The 18,385-nt window shown below is 40.2% G+C and carries 16 protein-coding genes and 1 pseudogene; 5 read left to right on the top strand and 12 right to left on the bottom strand.

Annotation, left to right across the window (positions count from 1 at the left end):
• Both AC52RT_RS03405 and AC52RT_RS03400 read right to left on the bottom strand, forming a co-directional pair.
• Positions 1–970: galactokinase (locus tag AC52RT_RS03405; protein ID WP_495539452.1), on the bottom strand; the 970-nt coding region annotated here is incomplete at its 3' end.
• A 179-nt stretch (positions 971–1,149) separates the two neighbouring features.
• Positions 1,150–2,349 carry a class I SAM-dependent rRNA methyltransferase gene (locus AC52RT_RS03400; protein ID WP_495539451.1) on the bottom strand — a complete coding sequence of 400 codons (1,200 nt, stop codon included), beginning with the start codon at positions 2,347–2,349 and terminating at the stop codon, positions 1,150–1,152.
• Positions 2,350–2,539: 190 nt separating this feature from the next.
• On the opposite strand from AC52RT_RS03400, the gene AC52RT_RS03395 reads away from it, so the two are divergent.
• On the top strand, positions 2,540–3,478 hold the full coding sequence (locus AC52RT_RS03395) for a Gfo/Idh/MocA family protein (RefSeq protein ID WP_495539450.1): 939 nt from the start codon (positions 2,540–2,542) through the stop codon (positions 3,476–3,478).
• A gap of 162 nt (positions 3,479–3,640) precedes the next feature.
• On the opposite strand, the gene AC52RT_RS03390 is transcribed toward AC52RT_RS03395, so the two are convergent.
• Both AC52RT_RS03390 and gltC read right to left on the bottom strand, forming a co-directional pair.
• Positions 3,641–4,663: a PTS sugar transporter subunit IIC gene (locus AC52RT_RS03390; protein WP_495539449.1), complete on the bottom strand. Its 1,023-nt coding sequence runs from the start codon at positions 4,661–4,663 to the stop codon at positions 3,641–3,643.
• A 222-nt stretch (positions 4,664–4,885) separates the two neighbouring features.
• Positions 4,886–5,791: a glutamate biosynthesis transcriptional regulator GltC gene (gltC, locus tag AC52RT_RS03385; RefSeq protein WP_495539448.1), complete on the bottom strand. Its 906-nt coding sequence runs from the start codon at positions 5,789–5,791 to the stop codon at positions 4,886–4,888.
• A 158-nt stretch (positions 5,792–5,949) separates the two neighbouring features.
• Between gltC and gdhA the strand changes: the two genes are divergently transcribed.
• Both gdhA and AC52RT_RS03375 read left to right on the top strand, forming a co-directional pair.
• On the top strand, positions 5,950–7,332 hold the full coding sequence (gdhA, locus tag AC52RT_RS03380; RefSeq protein WP_495539447.1) for an NADP-specific glutamate dehydrogenase: 1,383 nt from the start codon (positions 5,950–5,952) through the stop codon (positions 7,330–7,332).
• A gap of 145 nt (positions 7,333–7,477) precedes the next feature.
• The gene (locus AC52RT_RS03375) at positions 7,478–8,095 is read left to right on the top strand and encodes an NAD(P)-dependent oxidoreductase (protein ID WP_495539446.1); all 618 of its coding nucleotides are present in this window, start codon (positions 7,478–7,480) and stop codon (positions 8,093–8,095) included.
• Between the two features lie 75 nt (positions 8,096–8,170).
• Here the strand turns inward: AC52RT_RS03375 and rbsB are convergent, their stop codons facing one another.
• The 7 genes and pseudogenes from rbsB to AC52RT_RS03340 form a co-directional block, all read right to left on the bottom strand.
• Positions 8,171–9,085 carry a ribose ABC transporter substrate-binding protein RbsB gene (gene rbsB, locus AC52RT_RS03370; RefSeq protein ID WP_495539445.1) on the bottom strand — a complete coding sequence of 305 codons (915 nt, stop codon included), beginning with the start codon at positions 9,083–9,085 and terminating at the stop codon, positions 8,171–8,173.
• A 15-nt stretch (positions 9,086–9,100) separates the two neighbouring features.
• Positions 9,101–10,057 carry an ABC transporter permease gene (locus tag AC52RT_RS03365; RefSeq protein ID WP_495539444.1) on the bottom strand — a complete coding sequence of 319 codons (957 nt, stop codon included), beginning with the start codon at positions 10,055–10,057 and terminating at the stop codon, positions 9,101–9,103.
• 1 nt (position 10,058) lies between these two features.
• Positions 10,059–11,540, bottom strand: a complete 1,482-nt coding sequence (locus AC52RT_RS03360) for a sugar ABC transporter ATP-binding protein (RefSeq protein WP_495539443.1) — start codon at positions 11,538–11,540, stop codon at positions 10,059–10,061.
• A gap of 18 nt (positions 11,541–11,558) precedes the next feature.
• The gene (gene rbsD, locus AC52RT_RS03355; protein ID WP_495539442.1) at positions 11,559–11,951 is read right to left on the bottom strand and encodes a D-ribose pyranase; all 393 of its coding nucleotides are present in this window, start codon (positions 11,949–11,951) and stop codon (positions 11,559–11,561) included.
• On the bottom strand, positions 11,948–12,829 hold the full coding sequence (rbsK, locus tag AC52RT_RS03350; RefSeq protein WP_495539441.1) for a ribokinase: 882 nt from the start codon (positions 12,827–12,829) through the stop codon (positions 11,948–11,950). The genes rbsD and rbsK overlap by 4 nt, the downstream gene beginning before the upstream one ends.
• 2 nt (positions 12,830–12,831) lie before the next feature.
• Positions 12,832–13,851, bottom strand: coding sequence for a LacI family DNA-binding transcriptional regulator (locus tag AC52RT_RS03345; RefSeq protein WP_495539440.1), 1,020 nt, complete (start codon positions 13,849–13,851; stop codon positions 12,832–12,834).
• 419 nt (positions 13,852–14,270) lie between these two features.
• A pseudogene (locus AC52RT_RS03340) lies at positions 14,271–14,449 on the bottom strand (ATP-binding protein); the annotation flags it as partial.
• 412 nt (positions 14,450–14,861) lie between these two features.
• On the opposite strand from AC52RT_RS03340, the gene AC52RT_RS03335 reads away from it, so the two are divergent.
• Positions 14,862–16,331: an alpha-amylase gene (locus tag AC52RT_RS03335; RefSeq protein WP_495539439.1), complete on the top strand. Its 1,470-nt coding sequence runs from the start codon at positions 14,862–14,864 to the stop codon at positions 16,329–16,331.
• A gap of 39 nt (positions 16,332–16,370) precedes the next feature.
• Here AC52RT_RS03335 and AC52RT_RS03330 read toward each other — a convergent pair whose 3' ends face one another.
• Positions 16,371–17,510 carry a HEAT repeat domain-containing protein gene (locus tag AC52RT_RS03330; protein ID WP_495539438.1) on the bottom strand — a complete coding sequence of 380 codons (1,140 nt, stop codon included), beginning with the start codon at positions 17,508–17,510 and terminating at the stop codon, positions 16,371–16,373.
• A 137-nt stretch (positions 17,511–17,647) separates the two neighbouring features.
• On the opposite strand from AC52RT_RS03330, the gene AC52RT_RS03325 reads away from it, so the two are divergent.
• Positions 17,648–18,277: a DUF6198 family protein gene (locus AC52RT_RS03325; protein WP_495539437.1), complete on the top strand. Its 630-nt coding sequence runs from the start codon at positions 17,648–17,650 to the stop codon at positions 18,275–18,277.
• The last annotated feature ends 108 nt before the right edge of the window (positions 18,278–18,385 follow it).

Below are 18,385 nucleotides of genomic sequence, written 5' to 3'. Positions count from 1 at the left end.
CTGCAACAAGGGTATCTAACTCTTTTCCTGTAACCTCATAATCTTCTTTCAGTGACGTATGCGATTCGTCCATTAATCTTCCAAACTCAGTTAAGTTTCCTAGCTTTAAGGCGGACATCGCTTGCAGCGTCCTGCTGTTTTCATAGACCGCATGACGAGCTCTTTTCCGAATAACTTCATCTTTAATCGTGTCTTTGTATTGTTCAAATTGTTCTAGATTCAAAGAGCATAACTCATTAATGTCTATCGATTTCCGAAGTACTTCGAGTGCTGCCTCACATTCCCTTCTCCGCTCATTATATTTGGATTCAGCTAACTCTCTTCTTTTATTTGTATTCATGATTAAAATTCCATGGTCAACCAATTCAATCGGTGCGTATTCATAGTCGAGCGTTTCACAGTTTAACAAAACAGCTGCATTTTTTTTACACATTCCAACTGCGAATTGGTCCATAATCCCACTATTAACCCCAATAAATTCATTTTCAACTCGCTGTCCAAGTTTCACTAGTTCAATTCGATCGATACTATGCGAAAAGAGCTTCTCAAGCAAAACCCCGGTAACCATTTCAATAGATGCAGATGATGATAATCCAGCTCCGTTCGGAATAGTACCAAAGTAAAGGATATCAAGTCCATTTTCCAAACCATATCCTTCTGCCTTTAAATATCGGATGACACCCTTAGGATAATTCGCCCACTGATGCTGTTCATCAAAGTCCAATTGGTCGATGTCAAACTCAATGACTCCCGCTTCCTCAAAATTCAGCGAGTACATTCTAATTTTAGTATCCTTGCGCTTCGCTGCGAACGCATAAGTACCTTTGGTAATCGCACAAGGAAACACATATCCGCCGTTATAATCCGTATGTTCACCAATTAAATTAATCCGTCCTGGTGCAAAAAACAATCTATACTGACCATGCCCAAACAATTCTTTAAACTTTTCAACTAATACCTTACTGTTCATAAATTCCCTCCTAATAATCATTTACCGCACACTTGCTGTCCTTTTTAGAAAGCGCCTTCATGATTAGTATAACACTATTCAGTAATTTTAGTAAAAATCAAGTAATGTTTTACTAAATAAAAAAAGACATGAACAGCAAAAGAATTTGCTGTTCATGTCTTTAAAAGAGGGTAAAAAGATCAGCCTGTGATTTTTTTAATAAATACTACCTTTAAGTAGTTTCCTTCACGGTATTCAGGGATGGTTTTAAAATCCTGAGGCAATGTATATGATTCAAGAATTTGATAGGTACCGCCCGTTTCCTTGAATGCAGTCGCAATAAAGCCTTTGAATTTTTTCATATCAAAACCGCTGCTGTTGGTAGAAGCAACAATAACACCGTTATCTTCAGTAATCGCAATGGTTTCCTTGATTAAATCCTTATAGTCCTTTGCAGCACTAAAGACGAATTTTTTCGACTTCGCAAAGCTTGGAGGATCAAGGATGACCAAATCAAATTTAAGATTTTTCTTAACGGCATATTTAAAGTATTTGAACACATCCATCACAATGATACTATGCGCTTCATGATCAATTCCATTAATACTCAGCTGTTCAATCGTTTTTGGGAGACTACGGTTAGCAAGATCAACACTCGTCGTCTTAGCCGCACCGCCAAGTGCTGCAAACACTGAAAAGGCTCCTGTATAAGAAAACGTATTTAGGACTTGTTTATCTGCTGCATAACGTTCACGAATCGTTTTGCGTACCTCACGTTGATCAAGGAAGACCCCCACCATGGCACCGTCATTCAAATAGATAGCAAATTGAACGCCATTTTCTTTAACCATTAACGGAAACTCTGGTTCTTCTCCACACACAAAATCATTGTCATCAAGATACTGACCTTTCGTATCGAAGCGTGTTTTCTCATAAATGGATTTAACTTCAGCCACTTGCTGCAACGCTTCAATAATATAGTTCTTAAACGCATAAATACCTTCACTGTACCAATTGATTACATAATGTCCGGCAAAGTAATCGATGGTAAAGCCGCCAATTCCATCTCCTTCTCCGTTAAATAAACGGAAAGCCGTGGTTTCTTCATCCTCAAAAAATGGTTGACGATAGGCACATGCTGAAGCCATTTTTTTAGTGAAAAATGCTTGGTCAATTTCTTCTTTTTCATTATGCGATAATACCCAGCCATAGCCCTTATTCTGTTTACCAAAATAGCCGCGGGCGATGAATCTATCTTTATCATCCACCAGACGGACTATTGTGCTTTCTTCCTGTAAATCATCTACGTTAACGATTGCCTCTTTCACAATCAATGGATAGCCATCATGATATTTTTTTGCAACTTTACCTTTTATTTTCACATCGATTTCTTTTTTCATTCTACTCATCCTTCTCGCCAGGTTCTATATAGTCATTAACCTAGCTATCCCTATCATCTCATTTTCCTATACGTTTCGCAAAGTTGTATTGAACACACATAAGTATATACCAAATAAACCCTATTTTTAATTATCTAAATTCGTTGAATCATATTATAATTAATTCACTACATATAAAGGTGGAGAAGCAATGATTAGAACTGGCATTATTGGATTAGGTGCAATTGGACAACGAATTCTTCATGCATTTAATAGCCATCCGAAAATCCAAATTACCGCCGTTTGTGATCAACTCGAAGATCTCGTTAACAAAACGGCAGCAAACTATGAGGTACGTCCTTTCACCAATTACCAGGAAATGCTCGAACAGCTGCAGTTTGATTTAATCTATGTCGCTGTTCCACCAAAATACCATCATCAGGTGGCCTCAGCTGTTATCGAAAAAAACATTCATATTCTATGCGAAAAGCCCCTTGCGAATTCATTGGAAGAAGCAGTCAGTCTTCATGATGCCGCTCAAGCGGCATCAATCGTCCACGCTATGAATTTCCCGTTGCATTATCAAGCAGAAAGCCGATTGTTTTCGCAGCTGATCCAGACAAACTACATTGGGGAGCTCCGTCGTGTCGAGCTAACGATGCGTTTTCCTCACTGGCCGAGACAATGGCAGCAAAATGCATGGGTTGCCAGCCGTGAACAGGGCGGATTTACTCTCGAAGTGGGCATACATTTCATTCAACAAATACAACAGATTTTTGGTCCGGTTAACGTGATCAATAAACGAATCGATTATCCTAAAAATCTAGAGGCAAGTGAAGAAGCCCTACTAGCTGTATTAAATGTCGATAATGGCATTCCAATCTTACTAGATGGAATAGCACATACAGCTGGAAGTGAACAAATTGCTTTTACTGCGTATGGAACAAAAGGTACCCTTTCCCTCCTCGATTGGTCAAAGATAGAAGGAGGAAAAATTGGTGATCAGATTAAGCCTATTGAAGCAGATCAACGTCTCTCCCTTTCACTTGTCGATGAACTCGTAAAAGCGATTGAAGGTGAGAACGCAGAGCTCGTTACCTTTTCTGCCGGTCTTGAGGCCCAAAGGGTACTCGAACAATTACGGAGCTAGGTATAGAGAAGCCCCCCGCTTTCAGGGATTCTCCTCCGGCTGTCGAGAGACTCTCGGCATCCTTTTGTTCAATACAGGAGGAAGTGATGGAGATACCCTTACAGCATTAACTCTATCAACAAACGGAAGAAACGCCATGCTATGCAGGGCGTTTCTTCTACATTATTGGACTTTCATATGTAAATCACCTGTTTTTGTCCAGCCAACCGTTTTCAAAGCCTGATGTAAGACCAATGTAATGATAATCGGGAGTACCATACCGATCGCTACATAAATCAAAAAGACGTTCAATCCCTGATTGGTTAAAATGCTGATTGGGGCTATGAGAGAACTTAACCCCATCCCGCCCAATTCATATGGCACCTGAAATTCAAAAATCATCGTGGCAATCGGAGCACAGACAACGGCTGCTACGAAAGGCGGAATAACTAAGCGTGGATTCTTAATTAAATTGGGGAATTGAACCTTTGGTGTAACAATTGCCTGGGCCAGAAATCCACCTAGATCATTCTCCTTTCGTGACATCGCTGTAAATCCGACGAACTGGACCGTACAACCAATTAAAGCTGCGGCACTTGAAACTGGATCCAGCTGCAGCGCAATAGCAAGTGCGGCAGAGGACGCGGGCGTCATCAGCAGAATGCTAAAAATAAGTGCGATAACCATTGACCCGACTAGCGGTGATCCTTGGACTGCTGCCGTAATTTGAGAACTTATGGAATTTAATAATGGTGTTGTAACAGCTGCTAAGCCCGCTCCTGCCACACCCCCAACTAAGATTGCAGACATCGGAACGGCCATCATATCTAGTTTTGTTTTACCTACCAGGCGTTTCCCTATATAAGTAGCTATCAAAGCAGCTACTACCGCACTAAGTGGCTGCCCCGTGACAATCGTCATGGCACCTTCTGGATTTATACTAATAGCAGCTCCGCCAACTGACGCACATACCATTGAGCTGAAGATAACTAACGAGTTACCGCCTAATTGGTAGGCGATTCCAGCCCCCATTGCCGGTGCGAGCAATACTTTTGCCGCCCCGCCAATAAGAAGAAAGGTTTCCCATCCAAAGTATTTTCCAAATGATTCAAATAATAGCCCGATTCCTAGCGTGACGAGAACGGCATTCGCAATCCCCCCAGAGGCCTTATACATCCGATCAATAACATACTCACTTTTTTTCATGTTTTCACTCCTAGATGCTAAGATGACAATCATTTCTGTTACATAAATGATTCTTGCTGGGAAATAAGATTATACTAGCACAAATATTCTGAAAATAACAGAAAGTTTTATACTACGAAAATAAAAAAGCTATTTATAAGAAAATAAATAGCTAGAAACAAGTATTCAATGTAATGATGTGTTATTTCTAAATAAGATGCAACTGCTACGTAATATTTTTTGTTAATTCGTAAAGCCATTTAATTTCACAAAAAAGTTCGTCAAAAATTGATAAAAAATGCGTTCTGTCGGCATTAATTCTCGCTCTTTTGGAATGATTACCCCCACATTCCGTGAGACAGCTGGACCGGTTAAAGATACTTTCACGGTTGATCGAGGAAGACTATCAATTAAGGTGATTTCTGGAATCAGTGTTACCCCCAGTCCCGCAGATACCAAGCCCTTTATGGCATCAATATCTTGTCCTTCAAAAGAGGTTAGAGGCGTAAATCCAGCCTCTTGGCATGCATCCACGACCATGTCTCTCATAATAAATCCTTCCGGAAATAAAATAAACGAATCATCTTTTAAATCATTAAGTGTTATCGTTTGCCGATTTGCAAGTGGATGTTCAGTTGACAGCAGCGCAACAATCTTATCTACGAATAAAACCTGCCCTTTTATTTTTTTTAATCCACGCGGCACAGGCGCTACCAAAGCAATATCGACTTCCCCTTTTATGACTTCTTCAATTAATTCATGATAAGAACCTTGTAAAAGCTTGAATTTTACATCTGGATATTGCTTACGAAAAGCAGAAATGACGGTTGGCAGCATATAGGAAGCTAAGCTGCTTGGATAACCAACTCGAATGGTTCCCTTTTCAGGATCAAGGCTTTCCTGTACTTCATGCACCCCTTGGTCAATCACATTAATAGCTTGCTGCATAAATGCTAGAAATGTTTTGCCGATAGGAGTCAGTCTGATACTACGCCCTTCTCTAAAGAATAAAGGAACGCCCAATTCAGCTTCAAGGTTGAATATTTGCCGGCTGACAGCAGATTGTGCGACATGAAGAGACGTGGATGCTTCTGTCATATGTTCTCGCTTTGCAACTTCAATAAAATACTTAATCTGTCTTAGCTCCACTAACGTTACCTTCTTCCATCTTAATAAAGCATGATTACCATCTAATATTCAGATTGTTTAGATAGATTTTAAATTATAAAATAGATAAATAGCAAATATATTGAACGTTCACTGACTTTAGAAAATACTTAAATTTACTTGATAAAGGAGCCTGTTTAATGACAACCGTCGTAAAGATTGCACCAGATGAATTAAAGACAGCAAGTATGTATGTAAGCAATGTATATGATACGGTCGTAAAACGAAATCCTCATGAAGCGGAATTTCTCCAAGCGGTAAAAGAAATATTCGACTCGCTGATTCCAGTGTTTGCTAAGAATCCACATTATATGAAGAATGGAATTCTTGAACGCATTTCAGAGCCTGAACGCCTCATTACTTTTCGGGTTCCTTGGGTGGATGATCAAGGAACCGTACACGTAAACCGCGGCTTCCGTGTGCAATTCAGCAGTGCAATTGGACCATATAAAGGCGGATTGCGTTTTCACCCTTCCGTAAATGCAAGCATCATTAAATTCCTCGGGTTCGAACAAATCTTTAAAAACTCACTGACGGGCCAACCAATTGGCGGCGGAAAAGGCGGCTCTGATTTTGATCCGAAAGGAAAATCAGATGCAGAAGTGATGAGATTTACGCAAAGCTTTATGACAGAGCTTAGCCGATACATTGGACCGGACCTGGATATTCCCGCGGGCGATATCGGTGTAGGCGCTCGCGAAATTGGTTACTTATTCGGACAGTACAAACGACTGCGCGGCGGATACGAGGCAGGCGTACTCACAGGAAAAGGCCTTGGCTATGGTGGAAGTCTTGCCAGAACAGAAGCGACCGGATATGGCACTGTCTATTTCGTAGAAGAAATGCTTAAGGATAAAGGATTAAGCTTCAAAGGAAGTACCGTGGTTGTATCCGGATCTGGTAATGTGTCCATTTATGCCATGGAAAAAGCAGCTCAATTCGGTGCAAAAGTGATGGCCTGCAGTGATTCTAATGGATATATTTACGATCCAAACGGGATTGATATAGACACAGTCAAGAAATTGAAAGAAGTTGAAAGAAAAAGAATTTCTGACTACATTATTCAACATCCTGAAGCAGAATACTATGAGGACTGTAAAAACATATGGACTGTTCCCTGTGACATTGCTCTTCCATGTGCTACACAAAATGAAATTGACAAAGTTTCAGCAGAAATTCTCGTTTCAAATGGTGTCGTTGCAGTAGGCGAAGGAGCTAATATGCCTTCTACACTTGAGGCGATTTCCGTTTATGCAGCTAATCAAATTTTATTCGCTCCAGCAAAAGCCGCTAACGCTGGCGGTGTAGCTGTCTCTGCCCTTGAAATGGCTCAAAATAGCGCAAGAATTTCTTGGACATTTGAAGAAGTAGATGAAAAACTCCATCAGATTATGGTTAATATCTACCGCGAAAGTGTAATGGCCGCTGATGAATACGGCTTTTCAGGCAACCTCCTAGCAGGTGCAAACATTGCAGGATTCATTAAAGTGGCTGATGCCATGATCGTACAAGGTATTATCTAAATTTCACCTAATAAAACTCAACGAAATCGTTGAGTTTTTTTGTTGCGATCCGTCCCCTCAAACCTTTATTTATGATTCTTTTGAGGAAATGGAGATAATGATGATAAACTAAACATATAAGAGAACGTATAAGGAGGTTACACGTATGAAAGTGATTCTATTTGGCGCAACAGGAAAGACAGGCGAGCTCGTCGTACAGCAAGCACTAGAAGCTGGGCTTGAAATTACGGCTTTTGTTCGAAACCCACAAAAATTGAAAACATCACATCCTTTGCTTCATGTTATAGAGGGCGATGCCTTAGACAGAACTGCTGTAAGCAACGCAATGGAAGGACAGGATGCAGTCATCTCCTGCCTTGGTTCGAATACTGGTTTAATGAAGTCAACTGTACTTGGAGAAATGGGTACGAATATTGTACATGCTATGAAAGAAAAAAACGTAACGCGTATTGTCTATCTTGCTTCAGCTGGTATTGACAAAGAAATCCCAGGTGTTTCAGGAAAACTAGTAATGAAGCTGCTAGGTAAGGTTCTTGCTGATCACCGTACGGCCGTCGATGCGATTAAAGCTAACCAGCTTGACTGGACGATAGCCCGCCCTATGAGTCTAAATGATGGTCCTTTAATTGGTTCATACCGAGAGGATTACAAGGGTGTTCCAAAGAATGGCCGAGCAATCAGCCGGGCAGATGTTGCACATTTCCTTCTTCGCAGTCTTGCGGATCAGAAATATAGTAAGCAATCTGTAGCTATTTGCTATTAATTCCTGAAATAAATTCCAAACAGCCGCAATGAATATCATTGCGGCTGTCTTTATCCTCCATAAGCGTTTACCTTACTAGTTTGTTTGTAACTTCAATGGCACGGAGATATTTTCTTCAACTTTATCCCCTTTTAGAATCTTCCCAGCTGCATTCACTGCTTCTTTACCAATTAAGGTTGGCTGTTGTGCTACTGTGCCATTTAATTTGCCTTCTTTTACTGCATCCAAGGCATCCTTTGTGCCATCAAAGCCAAGAACAAGGATATCCTTTCCTGCTGCTTGAATCGCTTCGATAGCGCCTAGAGCCATTTCATCATTATGAGCAAAAACAGCTTGAATATCTTTGTTACCTTGGAGAATATTCTCCATAACTGTTAACCCTTTAGTTCGATCAAATTCAGCTGTCTGACTCGTTACTACCTTAAGCTGCTTGTCGGCAATGTTATGGAAGCCTTTCCCGCGTTCACGGGTGGCCGATGCTCCTGAAACGCCTTCTAATTCTACTACATTTGCTTCTTCACCAAGCTGTTCAACAATATACGTTGCAGCCATTTCTCCTCCACTAACGTTATCGGAAGCAATAAAGGTCGCAACCTCTCCATCTTCTGCAGAACGGTCAATCGTAATGACAGGTATTCCCGCTTCATTAGCAGATAAAACACTTGAGGAAATGGCCGCTGAATCTGTAGGGTTGATAACAAGTACATCGACCCCTTTTAAGATTAAATCTTCAATGCCGCTTATCTGTTTTGATGTATCGTCCTGTGCGTCAACGACTACAGTTTCCATTCCTTTTTTCTTTGCTTCCTTTACGATCCCATCTTTTACAGATACAAAAAATGGATTGTTTAGGGTAGAGATACTCACGCCGATTTTAACGTCTTGTAATGATTCCTTTTTGGGTTGTTCTTTAATTAATCCTGATTCCATCGAACAAGCTGAAAGAACCATTAACGAAAGTACGATGAAAAAGACTCCTATTTTTTTCATACTTACACCTCTCTATTATGCTGATTTTTTACGGTCTAATAACACCGCTACAATAATGACAATCCCCTTCACCACTTGTTGATAGAAGGAAGAAACCCCTAGTAAATTCAACCCATTGTTCAGGGTTCCGATAATCAAGACCCCAATTAACGTCCCAAACATTCTTCCCTTACCACCTGAAAGACTGGTACCTCCAAGAACAACAGCCGCTATTGCATCCATTTCATACGATTGACCAGCTGTTGGCTGAGCTGAATTCAGACGGGAAGTTAAAATGGCACCCGCTAGAGCAGCCACTGTTCCTGCCAATCCATAAATCATGATTTTGACTCGGTCGACCTTAATTCCAGAAATTCTAGATGCCTTTTCATTCCCGCCAATTGCATATGTCTTTCTACCAAACGATGTTTTATGAAGCAGGAACCATAGAATAAAGAAAGCTAGAATCATCGTCACGGCAGGTACCGGTAATCCAAAGAAATAGCCTCTGCCTAGCAATTGGAACCCTAAAGAATCACCAAGACCCGTAATCGGTTTACCTTCTGTATACACAAGCGTCAACCCGCGGAAGATTGTCATGGAAGCCAACGTCGCAATGAATGGAGCCATTTTTCCTTTTGTAATTAACAGTCCATTTATAACACCCATCATTGTTCCTAAAAGGACTCCGACTATGATGGCTAATATCGGATCCATTCCTGAAACCATCATTCCAGCCATCAAGGCACTGGATAACGCCAAAATGGACCCGACAGATAAATCAATTCCGCCTGTCAAAATAATAAAAGTCATCCCAAATGCAATCAGTGCATTAATGGATATTTGCCGCAATAAATTCATAATGTTCAAAGGGGTTAGAAAAGATGGATTCAACACGGTAATAATTGCAAATAATAAAATTAGAGCGAACAATGGACCAAACTTCTGCCATACCGAAGTGTTATTTTTCATTAGTTTTACCTGACTATTCATCCTAGTTACCTCCTGTTGCCAAAGCCATAATTTTTTCCTGTGTTGCTTCCTGCTTCTTCAATTCTCCTGTTATCTTTCCTTCATGAACGACTAGCACCCGGTCACTCATTCCGATGATTTCGGGAAGTTCAGAAGAGACCATTATGATAGACATTCCTCGATTGGTGAGTTCATTCATTAATTCATAGATTTCTCGTTTAGCACCAACATCGATTCCACGGGTGGGCTCGTCCATAATTAAAATTTTTGGAGATGTACCTATCCATTTTGCTATAACAACTTTTTGTTGATTGCCGCCTGATAGCTGGCCTACGACAGTTTCCGTCGATACGGTTTTCACGTTCAGTCTTTTGACCATCATTTCGACGAATTTTTTTTCATCATTTACCTTAACTAACCCTTTCGGAGCAAAACTCTCCAAATTGGCCAACCCAACATTATCACGGATTGAAAAATCAAGAATTAATCCTTCTTCTTTCCGGTTTTCTGTTATAAAAGCAAGACCGGCCGAAACAGCTTCCGCAGGATTATTAATGGAAACTTTCTTTCCATCAACTCTGACCTCTCCGCTGTCCACAGCGTCCATTCCAAATAAAGCACGCATAATTTCTGTTCTACCGGCACCCATTAAACCTGAAACGCCAAGGATTTCTCCACTACGCACCGTAAAATGAATGTCTTTGAACAATCCGCCGCTAGTCAGCCCCGCCACTTCAAGAACATTTTCCCCTAAATTTGCCTCTCGCTGCGGAAAACGATCTTCTAGCTCCCGGCCAACCATTTTCTTAACAACTTGATCAAAGTTCGTATCTTTGATCGCTTTCGTATCCACTGTTATCCCATCACGCATCACGGTAATGCGATCACAGATTGCAAAAATTTCTTCCATTCTATGAGAAATATAAACTAAAGAAACACCTTTACTTGTAAGATCCTTCATCACTTTAAACAGCTTTTCTATTTCACGATCTGTTAATGCTGCAGTGGGCTCGTCCATAATAATCACTTCTGCATCCGTCATTAGCGCCTTAGCGATTTCAATCATTTGCTGCTCTCCGACCGAGCAGAGACCCGCTTCTTTATCAAAAGGAAGGGAAATATCAAGTTTTGAAAATACCTCAGCTGCACGCGTTTTCATTTCTTTCGTTTTTAAAACCCCATAGCGGTTCACCAATTCTCTGCCAAGGAAAAGGTTTTCAAGAACAGTCATTTCAGGCCAGATGTTTAATTCCTGACGAATGAAAGCAAGGCCACACTGTTCCGCATCGAGTGAATCTTTAAACTGAGTCTCCTCACCGTTGATGACGATCCTGCCTTGATCATATTTATGAAGACCCGTTAAAATATTCATTAACGTTGATTTCCCAGCACCATTCTCACCCATAAGTGCATGGATTTCATTAGGCTCAAGGTTAAAATCCACGCCTTTTAGTACCTCATTTGGTCCGAATGCTTTATAAATATTATGCATTTCAATTTTCATGATGTTCACCCCTGTTCCTTAAAAGAATACCCCGGATTGTAAAATGCAATTTGCGTAAGGCGTTACCTCGCCGGTTCGAATGATGACCTTCGCCCGTTTCGTCAGTTCCTTAAACACTTCGTGAGACACATATTCGACCTTATCTTCGGTTATTTGTTCGATAAATTCATGCTGTGTTTTGTTATTTCCTACAATTTCTTCAGCTGCGATTACCTTTTCAACAACCATGTCATCTAAGACAGCGCTTACAACCGTCTCGAAAGATGGCGTCCCTGCTGTTATTGCTAAATCGATTTTTGGTACGCCATCAGGGACAGGCAGGCCGGCATCGCCAATTACAATATAATCTGTATGACCAAGGTCACTAAGGACCTTGGCAATTGAACTATTTAACATTCCGTATCGTTTCATGTTAAACTCCCTTCGACCTCAGCTCTTGTAGGCATTCCACCCTGTGCACCAAACTTTGTCACAGAAATCGCTGCTGCCTTGTTGGCAAACTTTAGACTTTCTTCATAACCCTTTCCTTCAGCCACAGCAACTGCAAATGCTCCATTAAAGGTATCTCCTGCTCCCGTTGTGTCTACTGCTTTCACTGAGAAACTAGGAATCACTTTTTCAATACTTCCATCAAAATAACGAACCCCTTTTTCACCCTCAGTGATGAAAAGCTTATTTGGGTATTTTTTTAATATTTCTGTTCTATTAATCCCAGCAAACAAAATGGAACATTCATGTTCGTTTGGTGTCAGATATGTCGTATTTTCAATGACTTCTTCACTTAGTAATCTAGCTGGTGCAGGATTTAACAATAATTTTTTCCCCAACTCTTTACATAAACGAGCCGTATATTCTACCGTTTCCTCAGGAATTTCTTGCTGAATCATCACGATATCCGCATCTTTAATGGCTGCACTTGCCTTTTGGACATACTCAGGAGTAATCCAATCATTGGCGCCCTTCACCACAATGATACTATTGTCCCCTTCTGCAAGCGTGATATGGGCAGTACCTGATGCACTATCTGTAACGGGTTCCACATAGCTTGTATTTACTCCATTTAAATTTAAATTCTTTAGAATAGTTGACCCGTAAACATCATCGCCAACTCTGCCAATCATAGTCACTTCAGCACCAAGCCGCGCAGCTGCTACTGCTTGATTTGCTCCTTTTCCTCCTGGTACAGTGCTAAACCCTTCACCTAATACCGTTTCTCCAGCTGCTGGTCTTTTTTCGGATGTGACAACTAAATCCATTGATGAGCTGCCCACGACTGCTATCTTTACCATGTTTACATCCCCTTTCGTGTTGTTTGTCTATCGATAAAAGTAACGTCCAATTTTATATGTTGTTCGATAAGCTGTTCCTTATTTATCATTTTAATTAATGATTCTGCTGCAACTTCTCCCATTTCATAAGCCGGCTGTCTGATTGTAGATAGAGCGGGATACATCAGGGCACACATTGGAATATCATCATAGCCAATAATCTGCAGGTCTTCAGGAATTCGTCTTCCCAACCTCAGTCCTTCTTGAAGAATGGCTGAAGCAACAATATCATTACATGCTATCACTCCATCTGTCTTCGGATATTTTTTAAATAATTCCTTTGCACAGCTCTTTGCTCCCTGAAAGGATAACGTTGAATCAAGAACCTGAACGTTTACACCTTCTGTATTTTGAATCATCTCTAAAGCAGATTGATAGCGTTCCCGAACTGGCTTAATCGTAATTGGTCCTCTTACAAGGGTAATCTCTTTACTGCCTCTCTCCATTAATGTAGCGGCAGCAAGTTTCCCCCCAGCATGTTGGTCCGCATAAACGGCTGGAAGATCCTCTGTAGTCCGGTCTAACAGTACAACTGGCATACTTAGATCATGGTAATTCCGATCATTATACTCACTTGTTGAAGCAATGATACCAATGATGTTATTTTGAGAGAATGTATTAATATATTCTCGTTCTTTTTCCTGTTTACCATCGCTATTACCAATGATTAAACGGTAACCTCTCCGCTGAAGATAATCTTCAACCCCTCGAGATAATTCAGGGAAAAAAGGATTAGTAATATCAGGGAGTATGAGGCCAATTAATTTAGATTTGCGCTTATAAAGAGAGCGGGCTACTTCGTTGGGTTTATACTGAAGCTTACTAACCGCAAGTTCTACTGCCTTCTTCGTATCTATATGTGCATATCCGCTTCCATTAATGACTCTTGATACCGTAGCAACAGAAACTCCCGCTTCTTTTGCAACATCCCTGATTGTGACCAATTCCCTCAACTCTCTTTCCTTATGTAACCGTTTCCACAAACCACTTTACCATGCATTTACCGTTTTTACAACCATTAATTCTTATCTTGAAAGTATTCTTAAGGTTATTTTAAAAATCCTTCATTATGAAGAAAGTTCCTTCCGCGCAATAAATGGGCTGAAGTGCACAGAAATTAACCGGTTCTGCACATCATCTAACTCCAAATGCACAGAAAACCGCCTACTTTGCACACTTTTTCTTCCAGTTTGCACAGTAACAGATACTAAGATGCTGAAAACACCCCGCAACGTATGCACCAGATCGGTTTTTTTATGTATTTATTCTTTATGTAGGCTGATTTGCTGCTTTAGATTGAACTTAAAAGACATTTTTTCAACAACCCTAGGTTTTCAAGAAAACGTCGAAAGCCTTTTCTCTCCTTATACAAAAAAACCGGAAGAGAATGTTTCTCTCCCAGCTATCTTCCTATTCCCCCTAAATCAAGTTTCACGACGGCCTTAAATAAATCGCCATCCACATCAATGTTAAGGGTTCCACCATGGAGGTCAACAATGGATTTAGCAGTGGCAAGTCCTAACCTTGATCCTTCTGTATGGCGAGAGGTATCCCCTGTTTGAAGCGTTTAAACATTTCATCCGTATTACTAATTCATCTGTATAGCGGACAATCCGATTGAACTTCCCAATTTGTGTTAAAAGATAGATGATAGCTTCATTTTCCATAAAGACAACTGAAATCCCGATCCCTGCAGCATATGCGATACCAAGCAAAATGACCATCTGAACAATTCTAAAGATTCTATCTGAAAAGATTTAAAGGATATCAAGCCTAGATACCGAATGTATGAAATAAACACTTTCAAAAAAGAGACTGTTTTCACGCACCTTTCATTTTGTTCATGTACGTTCAGTTTAGTTACCTTCTAAAACTGCCTTCTTTCCAAAAAACAGCTTACGTTTACCCTTTCTTATGACCGGGTACATATATAAATCATACAATACCTGTAAATAAAATTAATAATTGGTAATAGAGCGGAGTGGATAGGGGCATGGAACGAAATCATACAATTATGCAATTTTTCGAATGGCACGTACCGGCTGATGGTCTTCATTGGAAACGTTTAAAAGAAGCAGCTCCTGAACTAAGGAAAATCGGTATTGATTCCATTTGGGTCCCTCCAGTAACAAAGGGTCAGTCAGGCGATGATAATGGATATGGCATTTATGATGGCTATGACCTCGGAGAATTTGATCAAAAAGGTACCGTTCGTACAAAGTACGGGACGAAACAAGAGCTATTCGATGCTATTGAAGCTTGTCACGAGCATAAGCTCTCCGTCTATATCGATTTGGTCATGAACCATAAGGCTGGAGCCGATGAGACGGAAACCTTTGAGGTCGTAGAAGTTAATCCAATGAACCGAAATGAAGAAATTTCTGAACCCTTTGAGATTGAAGGATGGACGAAATTTGATTTTCCTGGACGAGGCGGAAATTACTCTTCCTTTACGTGGAATTCAACTCACTTTAACGGCACGGATTATGATCAAAAAACAGGTAAAACGGGTATTTTCAAAATTGGTGGAAACAGTGCGTGGAATGAACATGTAGATGACGAGTTTGGTAATTACGACTACCTCATGTTCGCTAATATTGATTACAATAACCCCGTAGTTATTGATGAAATGATTGCCTGGGCAAAATGGCTTGTTGAAACGACAAATTGTGATGGCTTTCGCCTTGACGCAATTAAGCATATTAATACTAAATTTATCAGTCAATTTTCCCATGAAATATTAGATCATATTACAGAAAAAAACTTTTACCTGATCGGGGAGTTTTGGCATTCAGATCTTCAAGCCTGCCGTAATTATCTAAATAAAACAAATTATAAGATTGATTTATTTGATGTTGCGCTTCATTATAAATTCTGCAAAGCCGGTAAAGAAGGCGGCGCATTTGATTTATCAACCATTTTTAACGATACCCTTGTACAAAGTCATCCTACAAATGCTGTTACCTTTGTAGATAACCATGATTCTCAACCTCACGAATCGCTGGAATCATGGGTAGAAGACTGGTTTAAACCAAGTGCCTACGCCTTAATCTTATTACGCCGTGACAGTTATCCATGTATCTTCTATGGAGATTATTATGGAATTGGCGGGCCTGTACCTGTCGATGGTAAAAAAGATGATATTGATCGTCTTATGTTTGCACGCTACCACAAAGCATATGGGGACCAAGAAGATTATTTTGATCATCCAAACACGATTGGCTGGGTTAGAATGGGCGTTCCTGAAATTCCTCATTCGGGCTGTGCCACTGTGATTGCAAATGGCGAACCAGGGATTAAAAGAATGTACGTAGGAGAAGCAAGAGCTGGAGAAGTCTGGACGGATCTCACTACTAAGATGGACGAACGAATTACGATTGAAGAAGATGGCTGGGCTACCTTTCCTGTTAATGGAGGAAGTGTCTCTGTTTGGGCCAACCCAGCGATTGAAGAAGATGAATAAGTTAACAGTAAAAAAGCTGCCAATAGGCAGCTTTTTTACTTATTTTCCACAACATTTTTTATATTTTTTTCCGCTGTGGCATGGGCAGGGATCGTTTCTTCCTACTTTTATCTTTTCCGATTCTTCAACTGGGATTTGCAGACTTTCATCTTGTAGTTGTAGAGCATTTTTCTTCCAATTTTTTAGTTGAGGATGCTCCTTGCTCATTAACGTGTAATAGCCATAAGCAAGCACGTCAATATCAACTAGCAAATCACTGCCTCCATCCATCAAATAGGCATCCATTTCAGGATATTTTTTATCTGAAAGTTGAATACATATTCCTTCTATAGCTAATCCCTTATCATCATAATCCTCTATTGTTGAAAGGAGCTTTACTAGCTCATCCTCTGCTTCTGGAATTTTACTATTCCCAAGAATACTCGTACCAAAAACAAGACAGTCTGGATCTTCTAGATAAGGCACAACGGCTTGAATGACCTCTTTACTTTGGAATTTAATCAACGTATCAGACACTGCCTCAACTAATAAGTCCTCGTCACGAAGCAGTAAATTAGCAAGCAAAGGAATATACTTTGTCTCGTTCATCAATCCGATAACATGGAAAATCAGAATGCCTGCAAAAGAAAAATAGTCTTCATTTAGATCTTGGTTTAACACGGCCGCAATTTCAAGGTCATCCATCCAGCCTTTTTCAACCAAGACCTCTACCGTCATTTTAGCTTGATTGTATACTTCTTGAGAAAAGCGCTCTTCGGTTTCTAATCGCGCCAACAATTCCCCATACTGCTCCCAAACGGCCTCCTCTCCGCCATCTTCTAACGTTTTATAGAACGCCCATTTATTCTCATCAAAAAATGGTGCTAATTCTTGACGGTACTTCATTGCTTCTTTCGGACGAACCGATTCCAATAAGTTCACGTATAGAGAAAGGTTTCTTGGATGAGCACTCTTTGCCCCTTTAATTAATAACTTTACTGCCTCATCATTAAGCCTATGCTTGTAAATTCTCGTTAAGATATTGACTTCCTTTTCCCTCGAACTAAGTGCTTCATTTATCAGACGGACCGTCCATTCTTCTGGTACGAAAGGATAATCCTGCAAAGCCTCTACTAAAAATGTTTGTAAGATAGTATCTTCTGTTTCCAAATACGGTTCTAATTTATCTAAAAAATCCAATGCCGCATCTCCTTCTTTTTTTCATCTATTATTCACATACTAACAAAGAAAGGTACATTACGCGAAGCAGCAATCATATCCATTCAATTTTTATAAAAACAGGAGTATGATTTAAAGGAGAAGGGATTGGCTTTCAATTGAAAAAAACGTATCTATTACTATGGTTTTTGGGATCATTAACACTAAATGCACTAGGAAATAGTTTTATGATTGTCGCTCATCTTGGCTCTGCTCCTTGGGCAGCCGCCAGCCAAAATCTTGCAGCGGTAATCCCACTCTCGATAGGACTATGCACGGTTGTTCTACAGTTATTTTCACTGCTGCTAACAACATTGATGGGCAGCCGTTTTTCTGTGGGACTCATTATAAAAAGTTTACTCCTTGCCGTTTTCTTTGGCCTTTTAATTGATGTGTTTGTTAACATTCATCATTTCATTTATACTCCCGACCAAATCTGGGTTCGGGGTCTTTATACGCTAATCGGGATGAATGGAGTGGCTGCTGCAATCTCGATCTACATTCAAATCAGCCGAGTTCTTTTGCCCTTTGATTACCTTCTTCAAGCCTTTGCTCGTCTGGCAAAAAGTTTCTCTCTCGGTACGATTATCTGTCTGAGCATTCCACTCACCATCTGCACCATTTTCTCTTTTGTTTTCCATCAATTTATTGGTCTCGGGATCGGAACTTTGGTGTTCATTCTCGCAAATGGCTTTCTGATTGAACAATACAATAAAAAGATAATGTTAACTCGGACGGAACTGTCCTAACTAAAAAAAGGGATGAGACCTTCCCTGTTTTATTTTGCTGCCTCTGGAATAAGCTGATATAAGAACTTGTCACAATCGTCTTTCTCCTTTAAGGTAAAATTAAACAAC

The sequence above is a fragment of the Peribacillus sp. genome (assembly GCF_059453735.1).
The sequence above is the reverse complement of the archived record's forward strand: the minus strand, read 5'-3'. Positions and strand labels throughout refer to the sequence as shown.

What these genes read in the sequence shown, in the direction of transcription:
- AC52RT_RS03400 (WP_495539451.1), bottom strand. Translation starts at nt 2,349, where the DNA reads ATGAAAAAAGAAATCGATGTGAAAATAAAAGGTAAAGTTGCAAAAAAA.
- gdhA (WP_495539447.1), top strand. Translation starts at nt 5,950, where the DNA reads ATGACAACCGTCGTAAAGATTGCACCAGATGAATTAAAGACAGCAAGT.
- AC52RT_RS03360 (WP_495539443.1), bottom strand. Translation starts at nt 11,540, where the DNA reads ATGAAAATTGAAATGCATAATATTTATAAAGCATTCGGACCAAATGAG.
- rbsK (WP_495539441.1), bottom strand. Translation starts at nt 12,829, where the DNA reads ATGGTAAAGATAGCAGTCGTGGGCAGCTCATCAATGGATTTAGTTGTC.
- AC52RT_RS03335 (WP_495539439.1), top strand. Translation starts at nt 14,862, where the DNA reads ATGGAACGAAATCATACAATTATGCAATTTTTCGAATGGCACGTACCG.
- AC52RT_RS03375 (WP_495539446.1), top strand. Translation starts at nt 7,478, where the DNA reads ATGAAAGTGATTCTATTTGGCGCAACAGGAAAGACAGGCGAGCTCGTC.
- rbsB (WP_495539445.1), bottom strand. Translation starts at nt 9,085, where the DNA reads ATGAAAAAAATAGGAGTCTTTTTCATCGTACTTTCGTTAATGGTTCTT.
- AC52RT_RS03365 (WP_495539444.1), bottom strand. Translation starts at nt 10,057, where the DNA reads ATGAATAGTCAGGTAAAACTAATGAAAAATAACACTTCGGTATGGCAG.
- AC52RT_RS03390 (WP_495539449.1), bottom strand. Translation starts at nt 4,663, where the DNA reads ATGAAAAAAAGTGAGTATGTTATTGATCGGATGTATAAGGCCTCTGGG.
- rbsD (WP_495539442.1), bottom strand. Translation starts at nt 11,951, where the DNA reads ATGAAACGATACGGAATGTTAAATAGTTCAATTGCCAAGGTCCTTAGT.
- AC52RT_RS03395 (WP_495539450.1), top strand. Translation starts at nt 2,540, where the DNA reads ATGATTAGAACTGGCATTATTGGATTAGGTGCAATTGGACAACGAATT.